This window comes from Curvibacter sp. Hmag1.1, from assembly GCF_059769165.1.
Genome location: NZ_JBMBGX010000002.1, coordinates 1,537,240 through 1,564,034 on the forward strand (window position 1 = coordinate 1,537,240; position 26,795 = coordinate 1,564,034).

Annotated in this window: 28 protein-coding genes and 1 tRNA gene; 9 read left to right on the top strand and 20 right to left on the bottom strand. The window is 58.2% G+C overall.

Features of this window, described 5'->3' with window-relative positions:
- The first annotated feature begins 27 nt into the window (after positions 1 to 27).
- The gene (locus ACOAP0_RS07795) at positions 28 to 807 is read left to right on the top strand and encodes an SDR family NAD(P)-dependent oxidoreductase (RefSeq protein ID WP_498374914.1); all 780 of its coding nucleotides are present in this window, start codon (positions 28 to 30) and stop codon (positions 805 to 807) included.
- Positions 807 to 1,685 (top strand): SMP-30/gluconolactonase/LRE family protein, encoded by an 879-nt coding sequence (locus tag ACOAP0_RS07800; RefSeq protein WP_498374913.1) that lies wholly within the window; start codon positions 807 to 809, stop codon positions 1,683 to 1,685. The genes ACOAP0_RS07795 and ACOAP0_RS07800 overlap by 1 nt, the downstream gene beginning before the upstream one ends.
- Here ACOAP0_RS07800 and ACOAP0_RS07805 read toward each other — a convergent pair.
- The 12 genes from ACOAP0_RS07805 to ACOAP0_RS07860 all read right to left on the bottom strand — a co-directional run bounded on the left by ACOAP0_RS07805 (position 1,682) and on the right by ACOAP0_RS07860 (position 13,881).
- Positions 1,682 to 3,037, bottom strand: coding sequence for an MATE family efflux transporter (locus ACOAP0_RS07805; RefSeq protein ID WP_498374912.1), 1,356 nt, complete (start codon positions 3,035 to 3,037; stop codon positions 1,682 to 1,684). The two genes, ACOAP0_RS07800 and ACOAP0_RS07805, sit on opposite strands and share 4 nt — an antisense overlap.
- 37 nt (positions 3,038 to 3,074) lie before the next feature.
- Positions 3,075 to 4,727 (bottom strand): alpha-glucosidase family protein, encoded by a 1,653-nt coding sequence (locus ACOAP0_RS07810; RefSeq protein WP_498374911.1) that lies wholly within the window; start codon positions 4,725 to 4,727, stop codon positions 3,075 to 3,077.
- A gap of 72 nt (positions 4,728 to 4,799) precedes the next feature.
- Positions 4,800 to 5,972, bottom strand: coding sequence for a carbohydrate ABC transporter permease (locus tag ACOAP0_RS07815; protein ID WP_498374910.1), 1,173 nt, complete (start codon positions 5,970 to 5,972; stop codon positions 4,800 to 4,802).
- Positions 5,969 to 6,973, bottom strand: coding sequence for a carbohydrate ABC transporter permease (locus ACOAP0_RS07820; RefSeq protein WP_498391365.1), 1,005 nt, complete (start codon positions 6,971 to 6,973; stop codon positions 5,969 to 5,971). Before ACOAP0_RS07820 ends, ACOAP0_RS07815 begins: the two co-directional genes overlap by 4 nt.
- A 101-nt stretch (positions 6,974 to 7,074) precedes the next feature.
- Positions 7,075 to 8,376 (bottom strand): ABC transporter substrate-binding protein, encoded by a 1,302-nt coding sequence (locus tag ACOAP0_RS07825; protein WP_198301809.1) that lies wholly within the window; start codon positions 8,374 to 8,376, stop codon positions 7,075 to 7,077.
- Positions 8,377 to 8,436: 60 nt separating this feature from the next.
- Positions 8,437 to 9,441: an ABC transporter ATP-binding protein gene (locus tag ACOAP0_RS07830; RefSeq protein ID WP_087495417.1), complete on the bottom strand. Its 1,005-nt coding sequence runs from the start codon at positions 9,439 to 9,441 to the stop codon at positions 8,437 to 8,439.
- 218 nt (positions 9,442 to 9,659) lie between these two features.
- Positions 9,660 to 9,989: an ATPase with chaperone activity gene (locus ACOAP0_RS07835; protein WP_498374909.1), complete on the bottom strand. Its 330-nt coding sequence runs from the start codon at positions 9,987 to 9,989 to the stop codon at positions 9,660 to 9,662.
- A 45-nt stretch (positions 9,990 to 10,034) separates the two neighbouring features.
- Positions 10,035 to 10,535 carry a low molecular weight protein-tyrosine-phosphatase gene (locus tag ACOAP0_RS07840; RefSeq protein WP_087495419.1) on the bottom strand — a complete coding sequence of 167 codons (501 nt, stop codon included), beginning with the start codon at positions 10,533 to 10,535 and terminating at the stop codon, positions 10,035 to 10,037.
- Positions 10,536 to 10,599: 64 nt separating this feature from the next.
- Positions 10,600 to 11,847: a DEAD/DEAH box helicase gene (locus ACOAP0_RS07845; RefSeq protein WP_498374908.1), complete on the bottom strand. Its 1,248-nt coding sequence runs from the start codon at positions 11,845 to 11,847 to the stop codon at positions 10,600 to 10,602.
- A 48-nt stretch (positions 11,848 to 11,895) separates the two neighbouring features.
- Entirely contained in the window at positions 11,896 to 12,531 is a 636-nt protein-coding gene (locus ACOAP0_RS07850) for a response regulator (protein ID WP_313867899.1), read from the bottom strand.
- A gap of 190 nt (positions 12,532 to 12,721) precedes the next feature.
- Positions 12,722 to 12,934 (bottom strand): hypothetical protein, encoded by a 213-nt coding sequence (locus tag ACOAP0_RS07855; protein ID WP_087495422.1) that lies wholly within the window; start codon positions 12,932 to 12,934, stop codon positions 12,722 to 12,724.
- Between the two features lie 131 nt (positions 12,935 to 13,065).
- On the bottom strand, positions 13,066 to 13,881 hold the full coding sequence (locus ACOAP0_RS07860) for an IclR family transcriptional regulator domain-containing protein (protein ID WP_498374907.1): 816 nt from the start codon (positions 13,879 to 13,881) through the stop codon (positions 13,066 to 13,068).
- A gap of 129 nt (positions 13,882 to 14,010) precedes the next feature.
- Between ACOAP0_RS07860 and pobA the strand changes: the two genes are divergently transcribed.
- The 3 genes from pobA to ACOAP0_RS07875 all read left to right on the top strand — a co-directional run bounded on the left by pobA (position 14,011) and on the right by ACOAP0_RS07875 (position 17,336).
- Entirely contained in the window at positions 14,011 to 15,183 is a 1,173-nt protein-coding gene (gene pobA, locus ACOAP0_RS07865; RefSeq protein ID WP_498374905.1) for a 4-hydroxybenzoate 3-monooxygenase, read from the top strand.
- A gap of 91 nt (positions 15,184 to 15,274) precedes the next feature.
- On the top strand, positions 15,275 to 16,513 hold the full coding sequence (locus ACOAP0_RS07870) for an EAL and HDOD domain-containing protein (RefSeq protein WP_498374904.1): 1,239 nt from the start codon (positions 15,275 to 15,277) through the stop codon (positions 16,511 to 16,513).
- A gap of 178 nt (positions 16,514 to 16,691) precedes the next feature.
- Positions 16,692 to 17,336: a glycine zipper 2TM domain-containing protein gene (locus ACOAP0_RS07875; RefSeq protein ID WP_498374903.1), complete on the top strand. Its 645-nt coding sequence runs from the start codon at positions 16,692 to 16,694 to the stop codon at positions 17,334 to 17,336.
- Between the two features lie 52 nt (positions 17,337 to 17,388).
- On the opposite strand, the gene ACOAP0_RS07880 is transcribed toward ACOAP0_RS07875, so the two are convergent.
- A tRNA-Arg gene (locus tag ACOAP0_RS07880) sits at positions 17,389 to 17,464 on the bottom strand.
- 88 nt (positions 17,465 to 17,552) lie between these two features.
- On the opposite strand from ACOAP0_RS07880, the gene ACOAP0_RS07885 reads away from it, so the two are divergent.
- On the top strand, positions 17,553 to 18,077 hold the full coding sequence (locus ACOAP0_RS07885; RefSeq protein ID WP_498374902.1) for a c-type cytochrome: 525 nt from the start codon (positions 17,553 to 17,555) through the stop codon (positions 18,075 to 18,077).
- 97 nt (positions 18,078 to 18,174) lie between these two features.
- Here the strand turns inward: ACOAP0_RS07885 and ACOAP0_RS07890 are convergent, their stop codons facing one another.
- From ACOAP0_RS07890 to ACOAP0_RS07900, 3 genes are read right to left on the bottom strand one after another with little or no spacing between them, the layout of a single operon-like run.
- A complete protein-coding gene (locus ACOAP0_RS07890; RefSeq protein WP_498374901.1) occupies positions 18,175 to 18,717 on the bottom strand; it encodes a DUF2946 family protein in 543 nt (180 codons plus the stop codon).
- Between the two features lie 2 nt (positions 18,718 to 18,719).
- Complete coding sequence (locus ACOAP0_RS07895; protein WP_498374900.1) at positions 18,720 to 19,703, bottom strand: YheT family hydrolase; 984 nt, start codon at positions 19,701 to 19,703, stop codon at positions 18,720 to 18,722.
- Positions 19,704 to 19,741: 38 nt separating this feature from the next.
- Complete coding sequence (locus ACOAP0_RS07900; RefSeq protein WP_498374899.1) at positions 19,742 to 20,197, bottom strand: YybH family protein; 456 nt, start codon at positions 20,195 to 20,197, stop codon at positions 19,742 to 19,744.
- A gap of 83 nt (positions 20,198 to 20,280) precedes the next feature.
- Between ACOAP0_RS07900 and ACOAP0_RS07905 the strand changes: the two genes are divergently transcribed.
- The 3 genes from ACOAP0_RS07905 to ACOAP0_RS07915 are packed head-to-tail and all read left to right on the top strand — an operon-like array spanning position 20,281 to position 22,330.
- A complete protein-coding gene (locus tag ACOAP0_RS07905; protein WP_498374898.1) occupies positions 20,281 to 20,910 on the top strand; it encodes a LemA family protein in 630 nt (209 codons plus the stop codon).
- A gap of 5 nt (positions 20,911 to 20,915) precedes the next feature.
- Complete coding sequence (locus tag ACOAP0_RS07910; RefSeq protein ID WP_498374897.1) at positions 20,916 to 21,815, top strand: TPM domain-containing protein; 900 nt, start codon at positions 20,916 to 20,918, stop codon at positions 21,813 to 21,815.
- Positions 21,815 to 22,330, top strand: a complete 516-nt coding sequence (locus ACOAP0_RS07915) for a TPM domain-containing protein (protein ID WP_498374896.1) — start codon at positions 21,815 to 21,817, stop codon at positions 22,328 to 22,330. Before ACOAP0_RS07910 ends, ACOAP0_RS07915 begins: the two co-directional genes overlap by 1 nt.
- A 62-nt stretch (positions 22,331 to 22,392) precedes the next feature.
- Here ACOAP0_RS07915 and ACOAP0_RS07920 read toward each other — a convergent pair whose 3' ends face one another.
- From ACOAP0_RS07920 to atpA, 4 genes are read right to left on the bottom strand one after another with little or no spacing between them, the layout of a single operon-like run.
- The gene (locus tag ACOAP0_RS07920) at positions 22,393 to 22,809 is read right to left on the bottom strand and encodes a F0F1 ATP synthase subunit epsilon (protein ID WP_087495432.1); all 417 of its coding nucleotides are present in this window, start codon (positions 22,807 to 22,809) and stop codon (positions 22,393 to 22,395) included.
- Positions 22,810 to 22,812: 3 nt separating this feature from the next.
- On the bottom strand, positions 22,813 to 24,228 hold the full coding sequence (gene atpD, locus ACOAP0_RS07925; RefSeq protein ID WP_087495433.1) for a F0F1 ATP synthase subunit beta: 1,416 nt from the start codon (positions 24,226 to 24,228) through the stop codon (positions 22,813 to 22,815).
- Between the two features lie 58 nt (positions 24,229 to 24,286).
- Positions 24,287 to 25,165 (bottom strand): F0F1 ATP synthase subunit gamma, encoded by an 879-nt coding sequence (gene atpG / locus ACOAP0_RS07930; RefSeq protein WP_087495434.1) that lies wholly within the window; start codon positions 25,163 to 25,165, stop codon positions 24,287 to 24,289.
- Between the two features lie 29 nt (positions 25,166 to 25,194).
- Positions 25,195 to 26,748 carry a F0F1 ATP synthase subunit alpha gene (gene atpA, locus ACOAP0_RS07935; RefSeq protein WP_087495435.1) on the bottom strand — a complete coding sequence of 518 codons (1,554 nt, stop codon included), beginning with the start codon at positions 26,746 to 26,748 and terminating at the stop codon, positions 25,195 to 25,197.
- Positions 26,749 to 26,795: the final 47 nt, after the last annotated feature.

The following is a 26,795-nucleotide window of genomic DNA, read 5'->3' on the forward strand; positions in this document are numbered from 1 at the left end:
GGCGCATTTTTAACCCTTTGGAAGCCTATGAAGCCGGAATCACTCTCCCACTTCGCGCAGTACCCCAGCCTGAAAGGACGCAGTGTCTTCGTGACCGGCGGCAGTTCCGGCATCGGCGGCGACATCGTGATTGCCTTTGCCCGGCAGGGCGCCCAGGTCGCCTTTACCGGTCGCAATGCTGAGGCTGCCCAACAAGTCATTGATGCAGCCAAAGCGCTCGGGCCCGAACCCCTGTTTTTGCAGAGTGATGCGGCTGACGTGGATGCTTTGAAAGCGGCCATTGCCACGGCGGCAGCGCGCCTTGGCGATATCACGGTGCTGGTGAACAACGTGGCAAACGACCAGCGCCATGAGCTCTCCGAGGTTACGGCCGACGATTTCGACTGGCGTGTCTCTGTCAACTTGCGGCCCCACTTTTTTGCTGCACAGGCCGTGGTCGATGGCATGAAGCGCTCAGGCGGCGGCGCCATCGTGAACTTGGGCTCTACCAGCTGGAAGATCAAGGGCAAAGGCTACCCCGTGTACGCCACCTGCAAATCTGCCACGGTGGGGCTGACCCGCAGCCTGGCGCGCGAACTGGGTGAGTTCAACATTCGCGTGAACACGCTTACGCCGGGCTGGATCATGACGGACAAGCAGCTGGCCATGTGGGTGGATGAAGCCGGTGAACGTGCCATGAAAGAGAACCATTGCCTGCCGGGGCGCATCCTTGGCGCGGATGTCGCCAATATGGCGCTGTTTTTGTCGGCGGCTGACAGCGGCATGGTGACCGCACAAGACTTTGTGGTGGACGCGGGATGGACCTGATGCATACACCCCCTACCCCTGTCTGGCCGGCAGACTTGCTGCTGGGCGAAGGTCCCCTGTGGTACGCACCCAGCAAGCGGTTTTTCTTTGTGGACATTCACGGATGTGCGGTCCACGCCTGGACGCCTTCCACCGATCTTCGCCAGAGCTGGAAGATGCCTGAGCGCGTGGGCTGGCTAATTCCCCGCAAAGACGGCGATGGCTTCATGGCCGGCTTTCAGAGCGGTATCGTCCGGCTTTGGCTGGAGCCCTCGGTACGCTGGGAGCCGGTAGCCCAACCCCATGCAGGTCAACCCTCGGTGCGGCTGAACGACGCCAAGGCGGATGCCCATGGCCGCATCTGGGCCGGCTCCATGGACAACGACGACCCCGGCCGCCGCAAAGGGCAGCTGGCGCGACTCAATGCAGATGGCAGTTGCGAGGTTGTGGAACAAGACATCTACATTGCCAACGGCCCCGCCATTGCAGCCGATGCCTCGTGGATGCTGCACACCGACAGCTTTCTGAACACGGTGCACCGCTATCGCATGGATGCACAAGGCAAGGTCACCGAAAAAACCATATGGCGCATGTTCACCGATGCGGAAGGCACTCCGGACGGCATGACGCTGGATGCCGCCGGTAACGTCTGGATTGCATTCTGGGGCGGCGCTTGCATACGCCGTTTCACACCGTTAGGTGAATGCCTGCAAACCATCGCAATGCCCGCCACACAGATCACCAGCATCAGCTTCGGCGGCGATGACTTGAAGACCATGTTGGTGACCTCGGCACGTGTAGGCTTGAGCGATGCGGTCCTGGCCGAATACCCGCTCTCCGGCAGCGTATTCACCTTGCAAACCGATGCGACCGGGGTCTTGCCCCTCGCCTTCGGTTAAGGGGCGTCGGCTCGCAGGCGTCGGCGGCTGTCCCGGGCATTGGGCAGCCAGCCGCGCCACACCCAACGGGCCAACAGCAATAGCCCGCGGATCCACTCGTCAATCGCATAAGCCAGCCAGATGCCGGGCAGTCCGAACAGGCGCCCCAACCAGAACGAGCCCACACCAAGCACCAACACCAGCGACGCCACACTGGACGCCGCGGGAAAGATGGCATCGCCAGTGGCGCGCAGGGCACCATTCAAAATCAGGTTGAATACGCGGCCGGTCTCCAACACTAGCGAGATCCAAAGCAAGGTCTGTGCAGCTTCAATGACCGCAGCGTCCTTGGTAAAAGCTCGCATCAACCAGGGAGCGCCTAGCGCAGCCAGCAAAGCTAGCGAGCCGGATGCCAGCAAGCCATTGCGCACGGCTTTGCGTACCAGTCCATTGGCCTCACGCAAATCGCCGGCCCCTATCAAGCGCCCGACCATGATTTCGCATGCCCAGCCGATCGCCATGCTCGTGAGCAACACGTATTTCAGCAGCTGCAAGGTATAGGAGTGGGTGGCCAGTGCCGTTACACCCAAACGCGCGGTAGCAGCCACCGACACCATAAAGGCGGCACGATAGGTCATTTCGACCCCCGCACCGGGTAGGCCAACACGCAGCACAGGGGCCAAGTCCTTCCAGGAGAAAGTCCACCAATCACGAAAGCCGGGGATCAATTGCATGCGCACCCGCCAAAACCACAAGTGCAATACCAAGCCCAATGCGCGGCTGATCAACATGGCGATGGCATAACCCTCCAGGCCCATACCGTCCCACTCACCCCAGCCCCGCATGATCAGAAATGCCAGTCCCAAGTGGGTGGCATGCATGGCCACCATGATGCGCAAGGAATCCTTCGCGAACAGGTGCGCGCGCAACACCGCGGCCATGCTCAGGTTGTAGGCATCCAGCAGCAAGGCAGGCGCAAACCACTGTAAATACGGAGCTGCCAAAGCGGCCACCGCTTGCGGGGCATTTAGCCACTCCAGCGCTTGGTCATTGCCGGCGACCACCAACACAACGATCATGCTGCCGACCCAGGTGCTCGCGCCCAGTGCCAACAGTGCAGCGCGCCGGGCTGCGGCTTGCTGCTCCCCGCCGAGGTACTGGGTGACCATCACCCCAAGCCCGATGGCCAGGACGCGAAAAGCGACATTGAGGGTTTCAAGAATCTGGTTGACCAAGCCGAAGGCGCCGGCCGCCACATCAGACTCATGCGATGCCAGCCACAGCCCGCCCATGGCCACGGTCATGCCTAAAAGAAATTCGCCGAGCAAAGGCCCGGCGATCGTATTCAGCCGCAACCGGGGTGGAGTACTCATGGGAGCACTGTACCCCTGTTAGCGTTCAGCGTGTTGCTCAGGCAGCACCCAAAAACGCACCACCCCATGCGGGCAGTGCCAGCACTGCGGTCTGCAGATGAACCTGTGCGAGGCCACTACCGTCCACAAGGCTCAATGATGCAAATTCTGCCGGCACAGTCCACTGGACGGCCTCAGGGCTGAAGTTGAAGACACACAGAGTTGTCTCGCCCTCAAATCGACGCACATAGGCCAACACCTGCGGATGCGCCTCCAAGACTTCCAGGGTTCCGGAAACCAGGCTGGGGCGCGTCTTGCGCCAGCGCAAGAGCTGGCGGTAAAAGTGCAGCAACGAACCGGCATCCTGCAACTGCGCATCAGCGGTCAAGCCTTGGTGCGTTGCAGCCACCGGCAACCAAGGCTTGGTGCTGGAAGACGTCGACGAAAAGCCGAGGTCAGATGCGCCTGCTTTCCAAGGCATGGGGGTGCGGCAACCGTCACGGCCTTTGAACTCCGGCCACATGGTGATGCCGTACGGGTCTTGCAAATCCTCGAAAGCAATGTCTGCCTCCGGCAAGCCGAGTTCGTCGCCCTGGTAAATGCAAGGCGAACCGCGAAGGGACATTTGCAAGGCTGCCCCCAACCGCAACAGCGCAGGGGATGCTGTAGGTGCCGTGGTACCCCAACGGGACGCTACGCGCACCACGTCGTGGTTGGAAAGTGCCCAGCAGGGCCAGCCACCAGGCGCCACCTCTTCAAAGCGCTTCACAAAGCTGCGGAAGTGAGCAGCCGTGTGAGCGGTGCCGAGCAAGTCAAAGCAGTAGGCCATGTGGAGCTTGTCGCCACCGCTGGTGTATTCAGCAACACGGGCCAAGCCATCGTCGTCCCCGATTTCACCCACCATCGTGGTGTTGGGGTACTCGTCCAGTAAGGCACGCAGACGACGCAGGAAAGCCAGGTTCTCCGGCTGGCTTTTGTCGTGCTGGTGCCATTGCCAGCCGTAAGGGTTCACGGCATTGACTGCAGGGTCTTCGCCGTCGGGACGGCCGCGTGCAGGGTTGTCGCGCAGTTGGGCGTCGTGGAAGTAGAAATTGGCGGTATCCAGCCGATAGCCATCTACGCCCAATTCCAACCAGAACTTCACAGTCGCCAACAAAGCGTCCTGCACTTCAGGGTTGTGGAAGTTCAGGTCCGGCTGGCTGGTCAGGAAGTTGTGCATGTAGTACTGGCACCGGCGGGTATCCCACTGCCATGCACTGCCACCGAAAATGGACAGCCAGTTATTGGGAGGTGTGCCGTCACTCTTGGCATCCGCCCAGATGTACCAATCGGCCTTGGGATTGTCCAGGCTGGAGCGGCTTTCCACAAACCAGGGGTGCTGGTCGGAACTGTGGGACAGCACCTGGTCGATCATGACCTTGAGGCCCAGCGCATGTGCGCGATCCACCAGCTTCTTGAAGTCTGCAATCGTGCCGAACATGGGATCGACGTCACAGTAGTCACTGACGTCATAGCCGAAGTCCTTCATCGGGCTCTTGAAGAATGGGGACAGCCAGATGCCGTCCGCCCCCAAGTCAGCCACGTAGTCCAGCTTGGCCGTGATGCCTTCCAGATCACCGATGCCATCGCCGTTGCTGTCTGCATAGCTGCGTGGGTAAATCTGATAGATCACGCCACCGCGCCACCAGTTGTTGTTGGATGCCTTAGCCATAGTTGAGATTTCCCTTAAATGAAAACGGCGAACCTGCTTGCGCAAATTCGCCAGTGTGTGATGTCTCCGGAATTACTTGACCGAGCCGGACAACAAGCCGCGCACAAAGAAGCGCTGCAAGGAGAAGAAAACAGCGACCGGAACCGCAATCGACACGAATGCGCTGGCCGTCAGAATCTCCCAGCTCTCGCCACGTGAACCCAGCAAATCATTGAGTTTGATGGTCAGCACCACCTGGTCCGGCGCCTTGCCCAGGAACACCAGCGCAATAAGGAAGTCATTCCAGACCCAGAGGAACTGGAAGATCGCAAAACTAGCGAGTGCCGGAATGGACAAGGGCAGCACGATACCGGTAAATATCTGAAAGTGCGAGGCACCATCCATGCGCGCACTCTCAATAATGTCGCGGGGCAACGAGGCAATGTAGTTGCGCAGCAAGTAGATCGCCAGCGGCAGGCCGAAAGCCGAGTGCGCCATCCACACCCCCAAGTAAGACTTTGATTCGGTGCCGAAAACCTCGCCCAGCTGGTTGTACAAACGCAGCAGCGGAATCAGCGACATCTGCAGAGGCACCACCAGCAGGCCCACCACCACAATGAACAGGAACTTACGACCGGGAAACTCCATCCAGCTGAATGCGTAAGCAGCAAACGCGGCAATCAGGATAGGGATGAAAGTGGCGGGAATCGTCACCTTGAAGGTATTCAGGAACGCTTGCCCCACGCCCTCGCCAGCAATCACTTTTTCGTAGTTCTGCGTCATGAACACCGGGGGTGATTCAGCGACGTAAAACACGCGGACACCGCGGTCTTTGTCGTAGGGCTGGCTGAGCTCCAGGCGGTAGCTGCCATCGGCTTGTACGGTCAAGCTGCCGTCGGACTTGCCGTCTTCTTCATCAAAGACCTGTCCATCGGCCACTTCCACAGACGTACCCACCGCAAATTCGTTGGGGTTCGAGGACTTCAGCGAGAACTTTTTGATCTTGACGCCGCCACCCTCAGGAAACAGGCGACCGCTGATGACATAGCGGTCGCCCTCTTTCACCAGACTCTGTGCTCCTGCGGTACGACGCATGTCGGCACGTGTCTGTGTGGAGAGTGCTGTCCACCAGCCGCTGGACACCAGCTGTGTCTTTTCACGGAAGCTCGATACCAGCAGGCCGAAGGTCGGCAAGACCCACATCAGCACAATGACCAGCAGCAGGCCCTGCGCCATCAATGAAGGGAGAGAGAAATACTTTTTCATCGCTGTGCCTCCTCGGTGCGGAAGCGGCGGATATTGAATGCCATCACCGGTACCACTGCAAACATCAAAACCATCGCCAGTGTGGAGCTGCGGCCGTAGTCGCCGCCACCACGGAACATCCAGTCATACATCAGATTACCCAGAACGCTGGTATCCCATTGGCCACCGGTCATGGCCATCACAATGTCGAACACCTTGAGCACCGTAATGGTGATGGTGGTCCACACCACCAGAATGGTGGACATAACTTGCGGCACCATGATCTCAAAGAAGATTTGGAGTTCGCTGGCGCCATCAATACGGGCGGCCTCAATGGTTTCATTGGGCACCCCGCGCAGTGCCGCGGAAAGAATCACCATGGCAAAACCTGTCTGGATCCAGATCAGGATGGCCATCAGGAAAAAGTTATTCCAGAAGGGAATGGTTACCCATGCCTGGGGCTGGAAACCCATGCCCATGGCGATGGCGTTCAAGATACCGATCTGATCGGACTCGGGCCCGCGGAAGTCGTACACAAACTTCCAGATCACGCTGGCGCCCACAAAGCTGATGGCCATGGGCATGAACACCATGGATTTGGCAAAGCCGCCCCACCATACACGATCCGCCAGCACAGCAACCACGAGGCCGAGCGCAGTAGCGGCAGCGGGCACCACCAGCAGCCACATGAAGTTGTTGCGGATGGTCAGCAAGAAGTTTTGATCGACAAAGACCCAACGGAAGTTGGCAGGTCCGACAAACTGCTCGCCGGTGGCGTCATAGAAACTCAAACGAAAAGTTTCAAACAGGGGGTACACGAGGTACGTGCCCAACAGCAACAAGGCCGGGGCAATGAATAACCAGGGGCGCACGTTGGTGCGCAAGATGTCACGGCTGTTCTTGCTACCGATAGGCAGATGAACAATTTTGTCCAACACAAAGTTGGACCCGGCGAAGTACAGCAGGCAGAACGCAATGCTGACCAATACAGCGGATATGGTCTGAATAACTTGATCAGTCATGGGATCAATGCTTTTGCGTGTCGCGAAAGAGATTTCAAAAGGGCCGGCAGCCGAAGCCGCCGGCCTGAAGACGTGCTGTGAAGCGACGTCAGAGGAGATACTTACTTGATAGCGTCCCAGCTCTTCTGGATTTCGTCAGCCACTTCTTTGGCAGATGCGCCGCCGGAATAGTTGACCATGCCCTTCCAGAAGCTGCCTGCGCCGACTGCGCCGGGCATCAGGTCGGAACCGTCAAAGCGGAAAGTCGTGGCGTTTTGCAGGATCTCGCCTTGCTTCTTCAGCGAGGCTGTCTTGTACTTGGCCAGATCCACACCCTTGTGCGGTGTCAGGAAGCCGCCTTCAGCCATCCAGATTTCATGGGACTGGGGATGCTGCAGGTATTCCATGAATGCACGTGCGCCCTTGCTTTCCTTGGTGATGGTCATGATGGTGCCACCGCCCAGAACGGGGTTGCCGAGCTTCTTGCTGCTGTAAGAAGGGAAGTAGAAGAAGTCCGCTTCATCAGACTTGCCTTCGGGGAAGAATGCAGGAATGAAGGAAGCTTGACGGTGCATGTAGCACTTGGGTGGAGAGCCGAACAGACCCTTGGGGCTGTCCTTGAAGCTCACCGTAGCTACTGCCTTGGCGCCGCCGTCCACATAGGCGTCGTTCTTGGCGAACCAGCCGTACGCTTCGATGGCTTCGATCACGCGCTTGTCGTTGAACTTCATCTTGTTGCTGACCCACTGGTCGTACACCTCGGGAGTCTGGGTACGCAACATCATGTCTTCCACCCAGTCGGTGGCAGGCCAGCCGGTTGCAGCGTCAGAGCCCAGACCGATACACCATGGCTTACCGCCATCGGCTGCGATCTTCTTGGTCAACGCTTGCAGTTCTTCCATAGACTTGGGCACTTTGTAGCCTTTTTCCTTGAAGTTCTCAGGGATGTACCACACCAAGCTCTTCACGTTCACGTTGTAGAACATGCCGTAGAACTCTTTTTTGCCGGCCTTGTTGGCGTAGGTACCCAGATCAGCCCAGGAGCTGCCTGCGGCGTAGTTCTTTTTGACCCATTCCTGAGCCTTGGGGCCCAGTGGCTTCAAGCCGTCGATAGCTGCCATGTTGGCGGCCAGACCTGGCTGGGGGAACACCGAGATATTGGAGGGAGAACCTGCCTTGATATCGATCACGATCTGCTGCTCGGAGCTCTGTGAGCAGGAGTGCTTCACGGTAGCGCCAGTGGCTTTTTCAAAGTTCGCGATCACTTTCTTGAACATGCCTTCTTCGGCACCGGTCCAAGGGCAGGTGATGGTGATGACTTCACCCTTCAGGTCCGGCCCTTTGTAATCTGCAGCCATCGCCGGAGCGGCAACTGCACCCAACACCAGAGCGGATGCTCCGGCAATCATGGTCTTCTTCATCATCGTCTTCTCCTCTTGGTGCATCGCGGCCCATCCGCGATACGTTAAAAAAAACTGGTGGCCTCAGTCGACGCGCTTGCCGTCTGCGTTGAACTTGTAAAGGTGTTCCGGTGCAAACCCCAGGGAAATGGCAGAACCGGGCTGCAGGCCCAGCGTGCCATCCATGCGGGCGGTAATGTCGCCAAACGCACCGGCGCTCACATAGGCAAAGGTTTCATTGCCGAGCTGCTCGGAATGTTTCAGGGTGCCCTGAATCGGACCGCCCTCGGTGACCTTCAAGTGCTCAGGACGCAGACCAATGGTTGCCACGTTGTGACGCGCTGCAAGTTCGCCACCCAGAAAGTTCATTTGCGGTGATCCGATGAAGCCGGCAACAAACAGACTGGCAGGTTTGTTGTAGAGGTCCAGCGGCTTGCCGACCTGTTCCACACGGCCCTTGTTGAGCACCACGATCTTGTCTGCCAGAGTCATGGCCTCGACCTGATCGTGCGTTACGTAAATCATGGTGGCCCCCAGGCGACGGTGCAGGGTTGCCAGCTCGACGCGCATCTTGGTGCGCAGCGCAGCGTCCAGGTTGGACAAGGGCTCATCAAACAGGAACACCTTGGGGTCGCGCACGATGGCACGGCCAATGGCTACTCGCTGGCGCTGACCGCCGGACAGCGCCTTGGGCAGGCGATCCAGGTATTCGGTCAACTGAAGGATGTCGGACGCTTCGCGCACGCGGCGTTCGATTTCGGCTTTTGGCGTTTTGGCGATCTTCAGCGCGAAGGCCATGTTGTCGAACACGGTTTTATGGGGGTAAAGCGCATAGCTCTGAAACACCATGGCCACGCCACGCTCAGAAGGCCCCAAATCATTGACACGTGCGCCACCGATGTTGAGGTCACCGCCGGAAATTTCTTCCAAACCCGCGATCATGCGCAGCAGCGTGGTCTTGCCGCATCCGGACGGACCCACAAACACGGCGAACTCGCCAGGCTCGATGTCGAGGTCGATGCCGTGAATGACATCGGCTTTGCCGTAGTTTTTGATGATTCCGCGCAAGCGGACATCAGACTGACTCATAGAAATGCTCCTGACGGGGTGCGCAGCCGGTTGGTGGCTACGACAAGATTTCATGAATCGTAATTAAATTACCTCCCAATTCACCTCGGGAAAACCCTTGAATCAGGCATTTTCCGGCGCTTTTTTTTCAAAATCAAAACCGATTTTGTACAAAGACGTCACACCGGCGGCAAACCCTAAGGAGACGTGTCCGGGTTGGCAATAAAGTTACCTGTGAGTTACGTTTTGACAACGTTTTCAAGATTCTGCCACGGCCACGACAAAATTTCAGCCATTCGTTGCACGACCCAGCGTGATTGAGCTTCATTGAGGACACAAGGCTCTGTACGTAATCCGCTGTAACAGCGCTCAATCACGTCTTGCTCTGTCACACCCAGCTTGAACTGCAGGTCTGCCGCGGTGGGGGCCAGCATGTTGGCCATGTCTTCGCAAAGCTCATAGTCCACAAGGACCTGTGCCCAAGGCGCAGTGGGCTTGTTGCGCCCACTGGGCACATACAACGCCAAAAAGGAAGGGGGAATATCGATTTGGGGGGCGTGTTCGGTCATGAGCCATTGTGGCTCACCCCCCCCCTGCGCATCGCGCCAACCCGCCTACAAGACGCGCTGACCCTGTCGCTCCACATGGAGCAACACGCCATCACAGGCGTCCTCCACGAGGTCCAGCACGGTTTCGAATCCCGCGTCACCGCCGTAGTAAGGGTCCGGCACCACCGGAGCATCATGGCGTTGACAAAACTCGGTCAGGCGGCGCACCTTGTGGCCTGCGTACGGCGGGCAAAGTGCCTGCACCAAGGCAAGGTTGTCCCAGTCCATCACCAGAATCAGGTCAGCGCGCGCAAAGTCTTGCTCCACCATTTGCCGGGCTCGCAGGTCGGCAAAGTCATAGCCTCTGCGGCGGGCGTGTGTCTGGCTACGGGCGTCTGGCGCTTCACCGGGGTGGTAATTGTGGGTTCCGGCAGAGTCCACATGAACACGCTCACTCCAGCCCCGCGCTGCCACCTTATGGCGCATGACGCCATGGGCAGTCGGGCTGCGGCAGATGTTGCCCATGCAGACAAACAAGATTACGAACGGCGAATCAGTTTTTTGCATCAAAAATGCCTCTAGCGCCCGCTCAATATGCGGGAGCAGCTACCATTTCGATAGCAACCCACAATCAAGCGAGGGGTGGCAGCAGACCGGCCGCACGCAGTTTGTCTTTTTTGCTGGGTCGACGCCCTTTCACGCCACCAGCCTCCTGATCGGCGCTCACCACGGGCAAGACTTGTTCTGGCTCGAAGCCCCGGATAGCCTCACGGGGCACTTGTACGCCATTGCGTTTCTCAATCAACGCGAAGTGCGCTGCTGTATCAGCGCTCACAAAGCTAACTGCCATGCCAGCCTGCCCGGCACGGGCGGTTCGCCCGATGCGGTGTACATAGTCCGTGGCGGAACGCGGCAAATCAAAATTGACCACCACCGGCAGGCCAGCGATATCCACACCCCGGGCGGCCACATCGGTTGCGACCACTACCTGAACCACGCTGGCTTTGAAATCCGCCAGCACTTGGGTGCGCTTGCCCTGGCTCAATTGGGCATGGAATGGCTCTGCCTGCAGCCCCGCACGGCGCAGCTTGTCTGCCACCATTTCCGCCGCGTACTTCGTAGCCACAAAGACCAGCACCCGGGGCCAGGCCTCTTGCACCACCAAGTGCCGAAGCAGTTGCGTGCGCCGTGAAGCGTCCACCGTGATCGCACGCTGGGTGATGTCGGGCGCGGCCTGTTCTTCTTGCTTGATGGTGATTTCTAAAGGCTCGCGCAAACGGGATTCGGCAAGCTGCCGCACCCCCGCGCTGTACGTTGCCGAGAACAGCAAGCTCTGGTGTTGTTTGGGCAACAAGGCATCGATGCGGTCCAGCTCTTCCGCAAATCCAAGATCGAGCATGCGATCGGCTTCATCCAACACCAGGCACCGGATGTGCTGGAGTTGCAGCGCGTTGTGATCCACCAGATCAAGCAAGCGACCCGTCGTGGCCACCACAATGTCTGTTCCACCGCGCAAGGCCATCAATTGAGGGTTGATGGACACGCCACCGAACACCACCGAGATCTTGGCAGGCAGCCCCGCCGCACGGGCCAGAGTGCTGAGCACGCCACCTACTTGTACGGCCAATTCCCGAGTGGGGACCAAAACGAGTGCTTGAGGACGACGTGCCCCGGAGGCGGCAGGTGGCGTCCAACGCTGCAGCACGGCCAGCGCGAAGGCCGCCGTCTTGCCGGACCCGGTTTGGGCACATACCAAAACATCACGACCTGCCACGGCGGGCGGGATGGCTCCCGTTTGTACCGGTGTGGGTGTGGAAAACTGTTGCTGCACCATGGCAGCAGCGAGGGCCGGCGTCAGGCCCAGTGAGGAAAACGGCATAGAGGGTTACTCAGTGGCAGCCACGGCGGCATGAGCCCCCGCAGCCGTTCAAGCGGCAGGGCCGCGTTTGGGTTGTGCAGGCGCGTGGATGAATTGACCGTTGCGATTCAAACGGGTGGCCAACGCATCCAGATAGCCCAGAAGACGCTCTGCTTGCAAGGGCTTTTGATACAAAGTGACCCAATTGGGCAAACGGCCGTCCTCGTCCACTTCCTTGCGGGTCAAGGCGGTAAGCACAATGACCTCGATGGACTGATAGGCCTGCTCCTGCGCCATGGCATTGATGAGGTGGTAGCCGTCGAACGGCGTCATCATCAAATCGGTCACCACCAGATCGGGGCGCTGGCGTTCCAGTTGGATGAGCGCCTGGGAGGCGTCGCTGGCTACGGTCAAGGCCACTTCATGACCACCGCGGGCCAGCAATGCCTGAAAGTAAGCGACTTGAACCGGATCGTCTTCTGCCAACAATACTCGCATGGGACGAGCGCCGGATTCGCTGGGCGCTGCGGTGCCGCGGGACTGCACCAACTTGTCGATGGCGCTACGGAAAATGCGGCGATGGCCACCGGGTGTGACCCAGGCTTCGAGCTCACCGCTGATCACCATCTTCTGCACCGAGGTGGTGGACAAGCCCAGAATGCGGGCGGCTTGTTGAGTGGTCAGGACATCGCTGCTGTTGGTCATGGTACGGCTGCTGTTGGAGTTCACTAACCCGCACTGAAATTTAAATCTCTCAGTTTTGGGGCTTCCATTGCATTTTATGCAAGTCCTCGGGCTTTCCGTACACTGATTTAGAGCATGCCCCTTTGGTTTACAAATTCAAAAACAAGTAATTTATGAATTTCAGGACCCTCTCGCAGAGCGAGAAGTGTTCTCAATGCCACTCGCTCTTGTCGCCGGGAGTGTTCAACGCGGACAATTCAGCAGGCACCGTCAGCGCATATTCCGGCTCAGGATCGCGGATTTCGATGGGTTTTTCCAAGCAAGTTTTGAAACCTGAGGGAATTCGGGAGGAAACGTTTGGATTCAGCCAAAAACTGGAAACAAATGGATCCACTGGTTTACGAGATTGCGGCATGATTTTCATTCGTTAAATTCAATGTATTTGAAATATAACGATTCGTCGTATTTTGTCAACTTTCAAACAAGCAGACGATTACCCGCCATCTCCAGGTTTAAGCACTCATCCCGACTAATTTCCGGTGCTGGGTGCTTGGATCACACCAAAGCGCGAAGTTCTTGAGCAGCGTCTTGCAAGACGGGGAGCAAGGCAGCGATGAACTCATCCGTGCTCCACCGGTGCGGCGCTGCCACAACATTCAATGCACCTACGACATGACCACCGGCATTGCGCAAGGGCACTGCCAAGGCCTGCACCCCCAACTCGTGCTCTTGCACAGCGAGGCTGTAGTCTTTTTGACGAGCCGATTCGATGTGTGAGAGCAAGGTCGGCACATCGGTCACGGTGTGTGCAGTGAGCCTGCGCAAGGGGTAGGCCTGCAGCCACCCGGTCAATTCAGCGGAGCTGAGTCCCGCCAACAAGACGCGCCCGGTGGAAGTGGCATGGGCCGGCAGTCGCGCGCCCAGGTGCAGGCCATAGGCCAACACCTGGGTTTTGCCGGTGGCGGAGCTGCGCCAATCATTGCCACTGCGGGCGACGATGACCACCTCGCTGCCATCCAGCACCACGGCGGAAAACGATTCCTGGGTCTGGGCTGCCAAACGGTTCAACGTGGGTTGCACCGCCCGGGGAAACCGGGCGGATGACAGATAAGTGCCGGAAAACCGTAACACCTTGCTGGACAACCAGAAATAACTGCCATCGCTCTCCAGGTACCCCAGCGAGGCCAGCGTCAGCAAATGACGGCGTGCAGCTGCGCGGGTAATCCCGGCACGCTGGGCGGCCAAAGTGGCATTCAGTCGTTGGCGCTCGGTGTCAAAGCTTTCCAGCACAGCCATGCCCTTGGCCATACCGGCGATCAGATCTGCTTTGGCGATGGATAGGGCAGGGTCTGTCTTGGGGGTTCTTGGCATGGGGAAAGCTCTCTGTTTTTGCGCGACATTCGCACATCAATTCCAATAATCGCACAAAGTTGAAGTCTGTGTGGTGACTTCCGAGCCGGCGGGTTCTACGCTTACTTCCATCTCTTTGAAGGACACCACATGCGGACTCAAGTCGCCATCATTGGAGCGGGGCCATCCGGACTTTTGCTCGGTCAGTTGCTGCACAAAGCAGGCATAGCCAACGTGATTCTGGAGCGTCAAAGCGCTGATTACGTGCTCTCGCGCATACGCGCCGGGGTATTGGAACAAGTCACCACCGACTTGCTGGACGAAGCTGGCGTTGGCACGCGCATGCATCAGGAAGGACTGCCCCATACCGGCTTTGATTTGCTCTTCGGCGGCGAGCGCCACCGCATTGACCTCCATTCGCTCACAGGCGGGCAGCAAGTCATGGTCTACGGTCAGACAGAAGTCACCCGGGATTTGATGGCCGCCCGGCAGGCAGCGGGTCTGCCCACGGTGTACCAGGCTGGTGATGTTTCGGTGCATGACTTTGATACCCAGCACCCCCAGGTACGCTACCAGCAAGACGGTGCCTGGCACACGCTGGACTGCGACTTCATCGCCGGATGCGACGGCTTTCACGGCGTATGCCGCGCCAGCGTGCCGGAAGGCGCGGTGACGGAATATGAAAAGGTGTATCCCTTCGGTTGGCTGGGGGTGTTGTCAGATACGCCTCCGGTACACCATGAGCTGATTTACGCCAACAGCACCCGGGGCTTTGCCCTGTGCTCTCAACGCAGCGCGACGCGCAGTCGCTATTACGTGCAAGTGCCCCTGACCGAAAAGGCGGAGAACTGGTCGGACGAAGCCTTCTGGCACGAGCTGCGACAACGTCTGGACCCAGAAGCACGTGAGACTTTGGTCACGGGCCCCTCTCTGGAAAAGAGCATTGCGCCCCTACGGAGCTTTGTCGCCGAACCCATGCGTTTCGGCCGCATGTTCCTGGCCGGCGATGCGGCGCACATTGTTCCCCCCACCGGGGCTAAGGGGCTGAATCTGGCGGCCACTGATGTGAAGTACCTATCCAGCGCATTCATCGAGTATTACGCCGAGCGCTCCAACGCCGGTATCGACCATTACTCGCAGCGCTGCCTGCAACGGATCTGGAAAGGCGAGCGATTTTCTTGGTGGTTTACCAGCCTGATGCACCGCTTCCCGGACGGCGGCGCGATCGGCCAAAAGCTTCAGGATGCGGAGCTGGCCTATCTGGTCCAATCCAAAGCCGCGTCGACCGCATTGGCCGAAAACTACGTCGGCTTGCCCTTGTAACCGGGCTGCAGCGCGGCGGAATCTCCCCGCCGCTTGTCTGCTTTCGTTGTCTGGGTTAGTCTGAGCCCCATGCAGGGGGAGAACGCAGATCATGCCTGACCACAGCCCGGTACCCGGCGAAGTCCTGGACCGCATTTCCATCGCTAGACAGCCCATCGTGAATGCGGAGCGTTCCGTATTGGCTTATGAGCTGTTCAACCGGTCGGCTGTGGCATCCGGGCATTCACAGGCCAGCGATGTCGCCCTGGCGCTGCATGCGGTTGCCCAAAGTGCAGCGCCTTTTGCCACCAGCAACCACGACATCTTTATTCATTCAGTCCACAAGGGCTTGGCGGGGCCGCAATGGGACTTTCTGACCCCGGCCAAAACCGTGATCGAGATAGCGCCCGCCCCCCAACACGCTGCAGACTTCATCGCATCGCAGGTGCCGGCACTTGTGGCATTGAAGTCGAGGGGCTTCAGGCTGGCCTTCAAGCACAGTGTAGTCGCGCCTGTTTACAAGCCCTGGCAGGCATTGGCGGATTTCGTCAAGCTCAATGCCTCGAGCACCGATGTTCAGCAATACAAACCGCTGGTTGCCGCGGCCAGGCAACGCACACCCGCCAGTTTGATCGCGGAAAAAGTGGAAGACAGCGCCCAGTTTGAAGCCATGCGTGCGTTGGGTGTTGAAGAATTTCAGGGCTATTGGTTTTCCATTCCCGAGACGGTGCAGTCCAAGGTTTTGTCCCCGAGCCAAGCCAGTGCCATCCAATTGTTCAAACTGGTGCAAGCCGAGGCGCCCCTGGATGAAGTGGAAACCGTGCTCAAAAAGGACGCTGCCTTGGGGGTCAGCCTGCTGCGGATCATCAACTCAGCCTCCTCAGGCATGCGACAAAAGGTCACTTCTATCCGCCAGGCCATCATGCTGTTGGGATATGGCCGTCTGGTGCGCTGGGCAGCCATGCTCCTCACCAATTCCCATGCGCATACCAACATTCAAGGCACAGCTGCTGTCGTTCGAGGACGGATGATGGAACTGCTGGCCCAGCACAGCATGGATGCGGAAGAGGCTGGGGCTGCGTTTTTGGTGGGGCTTTTGTCACAAATCGATACCCTGCTGGGTCAGCCCATGGAAGATCTGGTGCAGCAACTGGCGCTGGACGATGCGGTCTCGCACGCCCTATTGACCGGCGACGGGAAGTTCGGTGCATTGCTGGCCCTGGTGTGTGCTTGCGAATCGGACGATGAGGCCGCGTTCTCAGTGGCATTCAGTCGACTGCCCTACTCCCTGCGGCATATCAACATGGCGCACATGGAAGCACTGGTGTGGGCGGATAGCCTTTCAGAGTGACGGTGGACTCCACCGGCATCTTTACATTGCCACGGTAAACCCCGAGGTGCCGCCTGGAGTTAATGGAACTAAGCCCTGGATTTAATTTGCGGCGCAGGTACTTTACCCGGCAGCAAATCTACTTCGTCGTTGATTGACGACCCCGACCCAGAATGGGCGCCACTTTGAGCACCATGCCATGACATTCAAAACACTTTTCACCTTGTCCTTGCTCTGCGCTGCAGGAGCCAGCGGAGCACAGGAGGTCGGACGGGTGATCTCCACCCAACCTATCATTCAGCAAGTAGCCACTCCGCGGCAAGTGTGTACCGACCAGCAGGTTGAAGTCATTCCCCAGAAATCAGGGGCCGGTGCCGCCATGGGCGCGGTTGCGGGCGGCGCCATCGGGAATGCAGTGGGTCGCGGCGCAGGCAATGCGGCTGCAACGGTGATCGGTGTCTTGGGCGGTGCTGTACTTGGCGACCGCATTGAGGGATCACCTCCACCCCAAATGCAGACGGTGCGCAACTGCAACACACAAAATTTCTACGAAAACCGGACGGTGGCCTACAACGTGATTTACGAGTACGCAGGCCGGCAGTATTCGGTGCAGATGCCCAACGACCCGGGCCCGACTGTGCAGTTGCAAGTCACTCCGGTGGGTGTGAACAACCCGAACCCGGCATACACCCCACAGGCGCCTGTGGTGCAGCAAACCTACGTGCCCGCGCCGGTTATTGAGTCCCGTGTGATTTATCAGCCGTACTACCCGCGCCCCTATTATTTTCCGCCTGTAAACCTGCATTTCGGCTACGGGCACTGGGGACACCACCACTGGAGGTAGTAGCAGGTTGGAGTGTGGGGCGGGCGCGTACAAATGACGCCCTATGTCGATGTGGTGCGGCTGGCGGGGATCGAACCCACGACCCTTGGCTTCGGAGGCCAATACTCTATCCACTGAGCTACAGCCGCAACAGAGCTGGGATTGTAGGTGTTTTCAAAGGGGCGGCCGCTATAATCGCGACCAGATTGAAAGCCCCCGATTAATTTGAGGACACACATGAGCGACAACAGCCAAGCCACCGGGCACGAAGAAGACCACACTGGCCCTATCAAAACGCCCAAACAATTGCTGTTGGCGGCATTCTTCTCTTTTGTGATCCCCATCTTCGTGATCATCGGGCTCGTGTACTACGTCACTTCTGCCAACAAACCCGCGGCTGGTGCGGTCAACATGGAAAAAGCGACCGCTGAGCGCATTCAAAAAGTCGGCTTGGTGGAAATCCGCGATGCCAACCGCGAAATGAAGAGCGGTGAAGAAGTGTTCAAGGCCCAGTGCGCTGCGTGCCACGCGACTGGTGCTGCAGGCGCACCTAAATTCGGCGATACAGCCGCTTGGGGCGCACGCGTGAAGACCGGCTTTGAAGCGCTGTATACCTCTGCCATCAAAGGCAAGGGTGCCATGGGTGCACAAGGCGGCGGTGATTTTTCTGATTACGAAGTTGCCCGTGCTGTGGTCTACATGGCCAACGCTGGCGGTGCCAAGTTCGATGAGCCCAAGAAGCCTGCTGCCGAAGCCAAGTGAGCTTTCAACACACTTCAAAAAAGCCGACTTTATGTCGGCTTTTTTGTGCCCGGCGCCCGTAGAACTTGCGCGAGCAGCTACTTTTTTTATAGCAGCTCTACGTTGTTTTCAACCGGGCTGAAGGACTGCGAAGAAAGCCAAAACGGCTTTCTAAGGTCGCCTGACTCACATCTTCCGGGGACCAATGGCCCGCCTCCACCATGGCAGCAGCGTGCTCCATGTCAGCCGTGTGCACAAGACCCATGCCGAGTGGAGTTGCCAGATAGAGGTGGCCCGCCTCGTCCAGATAGCTGGCCGAGACTTGAGTAGGCAAGCCACTGTGGGAGGCGACCTCGCCGCTTGAGCTGACGCGCCAGACCCATGGCGTGTGTTGCAGTTCGACGTATACGCGCTGCGGTCCATTCTGGAAGTACCAGCAACCATCAACGTCTGCAGCGTAGTTGCGCTGGATGAAATCAATCAGTTTCTCGTGTTGCAGGCGGCTGCCTTTGGCACCTTGGGCCCCGTTGGTGAAAGCTCCGGCCGCCTGTGCGGCGTCGTCTCGAAGGTACCAATCACCGCGGCCGTCCAAGCCCAGCCATCCAAAACAATCCGGCACATTCGGCCATTTGACCATCGCCAGCTTCACGATATCGTCCATAGCTAGTTCATTCCGCCTGAAAGGGAGTCTGATAGCCACGACCCTACGGCTTCCGGCATGGTGCGCACGTGCCCCGGTACCCGTCCGTGCGGAAAACCGACATGTCCACCGTGAGCCGGTTGCCAGAGTGTCACGTGCTGCCCTACCTCTGTCTGTGAAGGCAGACTCCAAGCGGGAACAAACGGATCGTTTCGCGCGTTCACCACGAGTGCTGGTATCCGGATCTGGTGCAAATGGGGCTTTGCAGATGCTCGGGCCCAATAGTCCTCGGTACTTTTGAAGCCATGTAGTGGGGCAGTGAAGATGTTGTCGAATTCATAGAGATCACGCGCAGCCTTCAATGCGTCTCCATCAAACAGCCCCGGAAACTGGGCCAGCTTCTGCAGTGCTTTGGGCACCATGGTGTTCAAGAACATGCGTGTGTACACCAGCCGGTTGAAACCCCTGCCGATGGCATAGCCACCAGCCGCAAGGTCGATCGGAGAACATACGGCAGCCACTGCCATGGCGGTTGCTGCGGCAGTGTCGCCCGCCTCTTCTGCCCAGCGCAACAGGGCATTGCCACCCAAGGAAACACCCACAGCGAGGATGGGGCCGCGATGTCGACTGCGAAACTGCTGGAGCACCCATCCGATCTCCTCATAGTCGCCAGAGTGATAAGCGCGCGGCGCACGGTTCAGCTCTCCACTGCACCCTCTGAAATGCGGCACTGCATAAGCCATTCCGCGCGATTGTGCAAAGTCAGCGAAGGCTTCGGCGTAGTGGCTGCGGGAGGTGCCCTCGAGCCCGTGGAACAGCACCAGCAATGGCGCTTCGTTGCTTACGGAGGAGTGTAGCCAGTCGACATCGACAAAGTCGTCGTCGGGGGTATCCCAGCGCTCCCGGCGATATTGAGGGTGAGGCCCAAATACACGCTTGGAATACAGTGCCGGCCAAATGGTCTGGAGGTTACCCCCGGGGAGCCAGGCTGGCGCTACATAATTCATAGCTGTTCGCGCATTATTCATGAGCGCTAGGTGCCTATTCAATGCAATACCTGGGGGGTGTGCAGATGACCCGTTGCATCTTCAGGTGTTCCAGGGCTGGCGTGGTGCACTACGAGGCGCCAGCCTTGCGGGGTCTTGTGATAGACGTTCGTGGCAATCACATGGGCGCTGCTCGGCCCCTCAGGCGTGAGAATGTCGACCTTTTCCAGCACATGGTGGACAGCGCTCGCGATGGAGTCCACCCGTCGTATTTGTTCCGGCCGCACTTGCACGGCGCCACCATGCGCAAACATGGCTTCAAATGCCGCGCGGATGGCGCCCGCACCCATCAGGCGGCCGCCGCCGGGGTGAATGCAGGCGATATCGTCCTCATCCGCCCAGCAAGCCATGAGTTTCTCGAGGTCACCCAGTTGCAGGGCCTCGTAGAAAGCGGCTTCGACTTCGTCGGGTGTACCGCCCATTACGGCATGCAGTTTTGCTTTTTGTCTTGGCATGGTGGGATTCTCTCGCATCTGCGGCGGCTGTGCTGTGCGCTGGCTGTAGGATGTGAGGCTATGTTTGTCCTGGAGGATCGGGTATGGAATCGTCTTTGAAATCGGGTTGCACACGTTGGTTGCATCGACTGGCGGGCGGTGTTGCCGTGGCCTTGGCTCTCCTGTTGAGTGGTTGCGGGTACAACGATTTCCAGCGCTTGGACGAGCAGACGCAGGCGGCATGGAGTGAGGTGTTGAATCAGTACCAGCGCCGTGCCGACCTGGTGCCCAACATCGTAGCCACCGTGAAGGGCGAAGCGGCCTTTGAGCAAGACACCTTGACAAAGGTGGTCGAGGCACGTGCCAAGGCAACCTCCATGCAAGTCAGCCCCGAGACCTTGAACAACCCGGATGCTTTCGCCAAGTTCCAGAAAGCCCAAGGTGAATTAGGCGGAGCGCTCAGCCGGCTGATGGTGGTGAGTGAACAGTACCCCAACCTGAAGGCCAATCAAGGTTTCAGCGATCTGCGCGTACAACTGGAGGGCACAGAAAACCGCATCACCGTAGCCCGTAATCGCTACATCCAAAGCGTGCAGGAATACAACGTACTGGCGCGCAGCTTCCCGAGCAACCTGACGGCCATGGTCTTCAGCTACCAGCCCAAGCCAGCCTTCACTGTGGCCAATGAGGCGGCCATCAGCGCGCCGCCGGTGGTCGACTTCAACAAGAAGTAGAAACCTTGCCTGCATTATTGGCCTCCCGTCTCCTTGGGCGTGCCGTCGGCACTGCCTTCCTGTGGAGTGTGCTTGTCATGGGCGCACTGGCCCAGTCCGTTCGGCCCGTTCCTCAACTGTCTTCGCGTGTGATTGACGAAACAGGCACGTTGACTGCTGTGCAGAGTGAGGCTCTTGCATCCAAATTAGCCGCACTGGAGAAGCAGACTGGTGCACAACTGGTTGTGTTGATAGTAGAGACCACAACGCCGGAAGATATAGCGGTGTTTGCCCAACGTGTCGGAGACACCTGGAAGTTGGGGCGGAAAGACGTTGGCGATGGCCTCCTTCTGTTGGTCGCCAAACAAGACCGGAAAATCCGGATTGAAGTAGCCAAAACACTGGAAGGGGCCATCCCAGACCTTTTGGCCAGCCGGGTGATTTCGCAGACCATTGCACCCCGCTTTAAGCAAGGGGATTTTGTGGGTGGTGTAGATGCCGGCGTAGACCAGTTATCCGGCCTGATACGTGGCGAGCAGCTCCCTGCGCCGCAGAGCGATCAGCGCAATGGCCCCGGATTTCAATGGATGGATTTGGCCGTTTTTTTGTTTTTTGCGTCCACCATTGCAGGCTCCATGGCCCGCCGGGCCTTCGGGACACGATTAGGCTCCATGTTAGTTGGTGTAACTTGTGGAGTCGTGGTTTTCTTTGTGACAAAGGCTTGGTGGCTGGCGCTGCTAGCTAGCTTTGCCGGCCTGCTAATGACCTTGATCTCCAGCCTCAGTCGCGTTGGAACGGGCTCTGCAAATGCGGGCAGCTATTCCGGTGGCCGCACGGGTGGCTGGACAAGTAGCGACAACGGCGGCGGGTTCCGCTCCGGCGGTGGGGGTAATTTCGGAGGCGGTGGCGCCTCAGGAGGCTGGTGATGTTGCAGCTTTGGATCCGTTGGCTTCGCCATCGTTGGGCCGACGACGCCGTGCGACAGTTGCCCTCAGGTTTGAGTGATCGATTGGCAGCCCACGTTCGCCGGGGTGAGCGTACCCATAGCGGAGAGATCAGGGTCTCTATCGAGTCAGCGCTTCCTAGTAGCTACCTGTTGCAGTCTGCGGCTATGAAGACCCTTGTACGCCAGCGCGCCGTGGACGAGTTCTCGCGCCTCCGAGTGTGGGACACCGAATACAACAACGGGGTCCTTATTTACCTGTGCCTGGCTGAGCGAGCCATAGAGTTGGTGGCAGACCGCGGCATACAGCACAAGGTCGACGACACGCATTGGGCAAAGTTAATTGGCTCTTTAGGAGAGAGCTTGCAGGCCGGCCGCTGGGAGCCCGGATTGTGCACGGCCATTGATGCGGTGAGCCAGACGCTACAGACGCACTTTCCACTGGTATCCGACCAGCACAACCCGAATGAGCTTTCGGACACGCCAAGTATCCGATAGTAAAGTTCCACGAACAACAAAGCCACCCGAGGGTGGCTTTGTGAAGGAGGTAAACCGAGGGCTTACTTCTTTTTCAGGAACTTGCGGGCTGCCGAGATCTCTGCCGCCATCACTGCGATTTCCGATTGGATACGGGCAATGTCGATTTCGCTCTTGGCGTTCTTCAAGGCTTCTTCCGCGGCCGCTTTAGCAGCATTGGATTTTTCCTCATCCAAGTCCTTGCCGCGCACGGCCGTGTCAGACAACACGGTCACGCAGTTAGGCTGCACTTCCAACAGGCCGCCGGCCACGAACACAAACTCTTCGCTGCCATCGGCTTTCTGAATGCGCACCGAGCCAGGCTTGATGCGCGTGATCAGCGGCGTGTGGCGGGGCTTGATGCCTAGCTCGCCAGCCTCACCGGGAAGCGCCACGAAGACGGCTTCACCGGAGAAGATGGACTCTTCTGCACTGACCACATCAACGTGGATGGTGTTCATGACTTAGACCTTCTTGGCTTTTTCGAACGCTTCGTCGATGGTACCGACCATGTAGAACGCTTGTTCTGGCAGGTGATCGCATTCACCGGCAACAATCATCTTGAAACCACGGATGGTTTCGGCCAAGGTGACGTACTTGCCAGGAGAACCTGTAAACACTTCAGCCACGTGGAAAGGCTGGGACAGGAAACGCTGGATCTTACGAGCGCGTGCCACTGTCAGCTTGTCTTCAGGAGCCAATTCATCCATACCCAGAATCGCGATGATGTCACGCAATTCCTTGTAGCGCTGCAGAGTACCCTGCACTGCACGGGCAGTGTTGTAGTGCTCTTCACCCACCACATTGGGGTCCAGCTGGCGGCTGGTGGAGTCCAGAGGATCCACAGCAGGATAAATACCCAAGGAAGCGATGTCACGAGACAACACCACGGTGGAGTCCAAGTGAGCGAAGGTGGTCGCAGGCGACGGATCGGTCAAGTCATCGGCAGGCACGTAAACGGCCTGGATGGAAGTGATGGAACCCACTTTGGTAGAGGTAATACGCTCTTGCAGACGGCCCATTTCTTCGGCCAATGTAGGCTGGTAACCCACCGCGGAAGGCATACGGCCCAACAAAGCGGACACTTCGGTACCAGCCAAGGTGTAACGGTAGATGTTGTCCACGAAGAACAACACGTCACGGCCTTCGTCACGGAAGGATTCCGCAATGGTCAAACCGGTCAACGCAACGCGCAAACGGTTGCCTGGTGGCTCGTTCATCTGGCCGTACACCATTGCCACTTTAGACTTGGGCAGGTCTTCCAGATTCACAACACCGGAGTCAGCCATCTCGTGATAGAAGTCGTTACCTTCACGGGTACGCTCACCCACACCGGCAAACACGGACAAACCGCTGTGCGCCTTGGCGATGTTGTTGATCAGTTCCATCATGTTCACGGTCTTGCCCACACCGGCACCACCGAACAGACCGACCTTACCGCCCTTGGCGAACGGGCATACCAAGTCAATCACCTTGATACCGGTTTCCAGCAGCTCTTGCGATGGGCTCAGCTCATCGTAAGTAGGTGCCTTGCGGTGGATAGATGCTGTCAGCTCGGAAGCCACAGGACCACGTTCGTCGATGGGCGCACCCAACACGTCCATGATACGACCCAAAGTAGCCTGGCCCACGGGGACCATGATGGGCTTCTCGGTGTTGGACACGATCATGCCGCGGCGCAGGCCATCGGAAGATCCCAAAGCGATGGTACGGACGATGCCGTCACCCAGCTGCTGCTGAACTTCCAGCGTCAGGGTGGAGCCTTCCATCTTCAGCGCGTCATAAATGCCGGGCATCTTGTCACGTGGGAACTCAACGTCCACCACCGCGCCAATACACTGAACAATTTTTCCCTGGACTTGGGAGTTAGCTTGAGCCATTTTTCGCTCCAAAAATTAAATCTTTAACAAAAACTCGGATGCTTCCGTGCGGTTCGGTTTACACCGCCGCGGCACCGGCCACGATTTCCGACAACTCTTTGGTAATGGCGGCCTGGCGGGTCTTGTTGTAGACCAGCTTCAGTTCACCAATCACGCTTCCAGCGTTGTCCGTCGCAGCCTTCATGGCCACCATGCGCGCCGATTGCTCGGACGCCATGTTTTCGGCCACGGCCTGGTACACCAGTGCCTCGACGTAACGGGTCAACAGATCGTCAATCACCGCTTGCGCATCGGGTTCGTAGATGTAATCCCAAGCGTGGTTGGAACCACTGGCTTGAGATTCAGCTTCCATCTGCGCAGCAGACAGAGGCAACAACTGCTGAACCACGGGTTCCTGCTTCATGGTGTTGATGAACTTGGTGTAGCACAGGTACACCGCATTCACTTCACCCTTGACATACGCATCCAGCAAAACCTTGACAGGCCCAATCAGCTTGTCGAGGTGGGGCGTATCGCCCAACTGGGTTGCGTGCGAAACCACTTTGGCGCCCACACGGTTCAAGAAACCCAAGCCCTTGTTACCGATTGCCACTGCTTGCGCCGAAACGCCTGCAGCTTGCAAATCACGCAGCTTGCCGGTCACCGAACGCAGCACGTTGGTGTTCATACCACCGCACAGACCCTTGTCTGTGGTTACAACGATAAACCCGGAGGTCTTTGCGTCGTTGGTCTGCATGAATGCGTGCGTGTATTCCGGATTGGCCTTGCCGAGGTTGGTAGCAATATTGCGAATCTTGTCGCTATACGGACGGGCAGCCCGCATCCGGTCCTGCGCTTTGCGCATTTTGGATGCGGCCACCATTTCCATGGCCTTGGTGATCTTCTTGGTGTTTTCCACCGATTTGATCTTGCCGCGTATTTCCTTACCTGCTGCCATACAAGGCTCCTTGGGTCATCAGGTCGGAATTAGGCGAAAGACTTCTTGAACGCAGCAATTGCGGCGTTCAACTCGGCTTCAGCATCCTTGTCCATGGCCTTGTCTGCTTCCAGCTTGGCCAACAGGGCAGCGTGCTTGTCCTTCAGGAAAGCATGCAGGCCGTGTTCGAACGCCAGCACCTTCTTCACTTCGATATCGTCCATGAAACCCTTGTTCACGGCAAACAGCGTAGCGCCCATCAGGCTGATGGTCAGGGGGCTGTACTGGGCTTGCTTCAGCAATTCAGTCACGCGTGCGCCACGATCCAACTGCTTGCGGGTAGCTTCGTCCAGATCGGAAGCGAACTGCGCGAACGCTGCCAGTTCACGGTACTGGGCCAAGTCGGTACGGATACCACCGGACAGGTTCTTCACCAGCTTGGTTTGCGCTGCGCCACCGACGCGGGACACGGAGATACCGGCGTTGATAGCGGGGCGGATACCGGCGTTGAACAACGAGGTTTCCAAGAAGATCTGACCGTCAGTGATGGAAATCACGTTGGTAGGAACGAAGGCAGACACGTCCCCTGCTTGGGTTTCGATGATTGGCAATGCGGTCAAAGAACCGGTCTTGCCCTTCACGGCGCCCTTGGTGAACGCTTCCACGTAGTCAGCGTTCACGCGAGCTGCGCGTTCCAGCAAACGGCTGTGGAGATAGAACACGTCGCCGGGGTAAGCTTCGCGGCCTGGAGGACGACGCAACAGCAAGGAAACCTGGCGATAGGCCACGGCTTGCTTGGACAAGTCGTCGTACACGATCAGGGCGTCTTCGCCACGGTCACGGAAGTACTCGCCCATGGTGCAGCCCGAGTAGGCAGACACGTACTGCATCGCTGCAGACTCAGAGGCAGTAGCAGCCACCACAATGGTGTACTCCATGGCACCGGCTTGTTCCAGTGCGCGCACCACGTTCTTGACAGAAGAAGCCTTCTGACCGATCGCTACGTACACGCAGGTCATGTTTTGACCCTTCTGGTTGATGATCGCGTCAATCGCCACGGCAGTCTTGCCGGTCTGACGGTCACCGATGATCAATTCGCGCTGACCACGGCCGACGGGAACCATGGAGTCGATAGACTTCAGGCCGGTCTGCATAGGCTGGCTCACGGATTCGCGGGCGATCACACCAGGTGCCACCTTTTCGATCACGTCAGTCATCTTGGCGTTGATAGGACCTTTGCCGTCGATAGGCTGACCCAGCGCATTGACCACGCGGCCACGCAACTCGGGACCCACGGGCACTTCCAGAATACGACCTGTGCATTTCACAGTGTCGCCTTCGGAAATGTGCTCGTACTCACCCAAAATCACGGAACCCACGGAATCACGTTCCAGGTTCAAAGCCAGACCGTAGGTGGGCAAGCCATCGCTACCGGCGGGGAATTCCAACATTTCGCCCTGCATCACGTCGGACAGACCGTGAATGCGGCAGATACCGTCGGTCACAGAAACCACGGTACCTTGGTTGCGGATGTCTGCGCTCGCGGACAAACCGTCAATGCGGCTCTTGATCAATTCAGAAATTTCTGCGGGATTGAGTTGCATGACTCTTTCCTTCTTTCTTTGGTTGGGCTGACAGCGAAAGGCTAAGC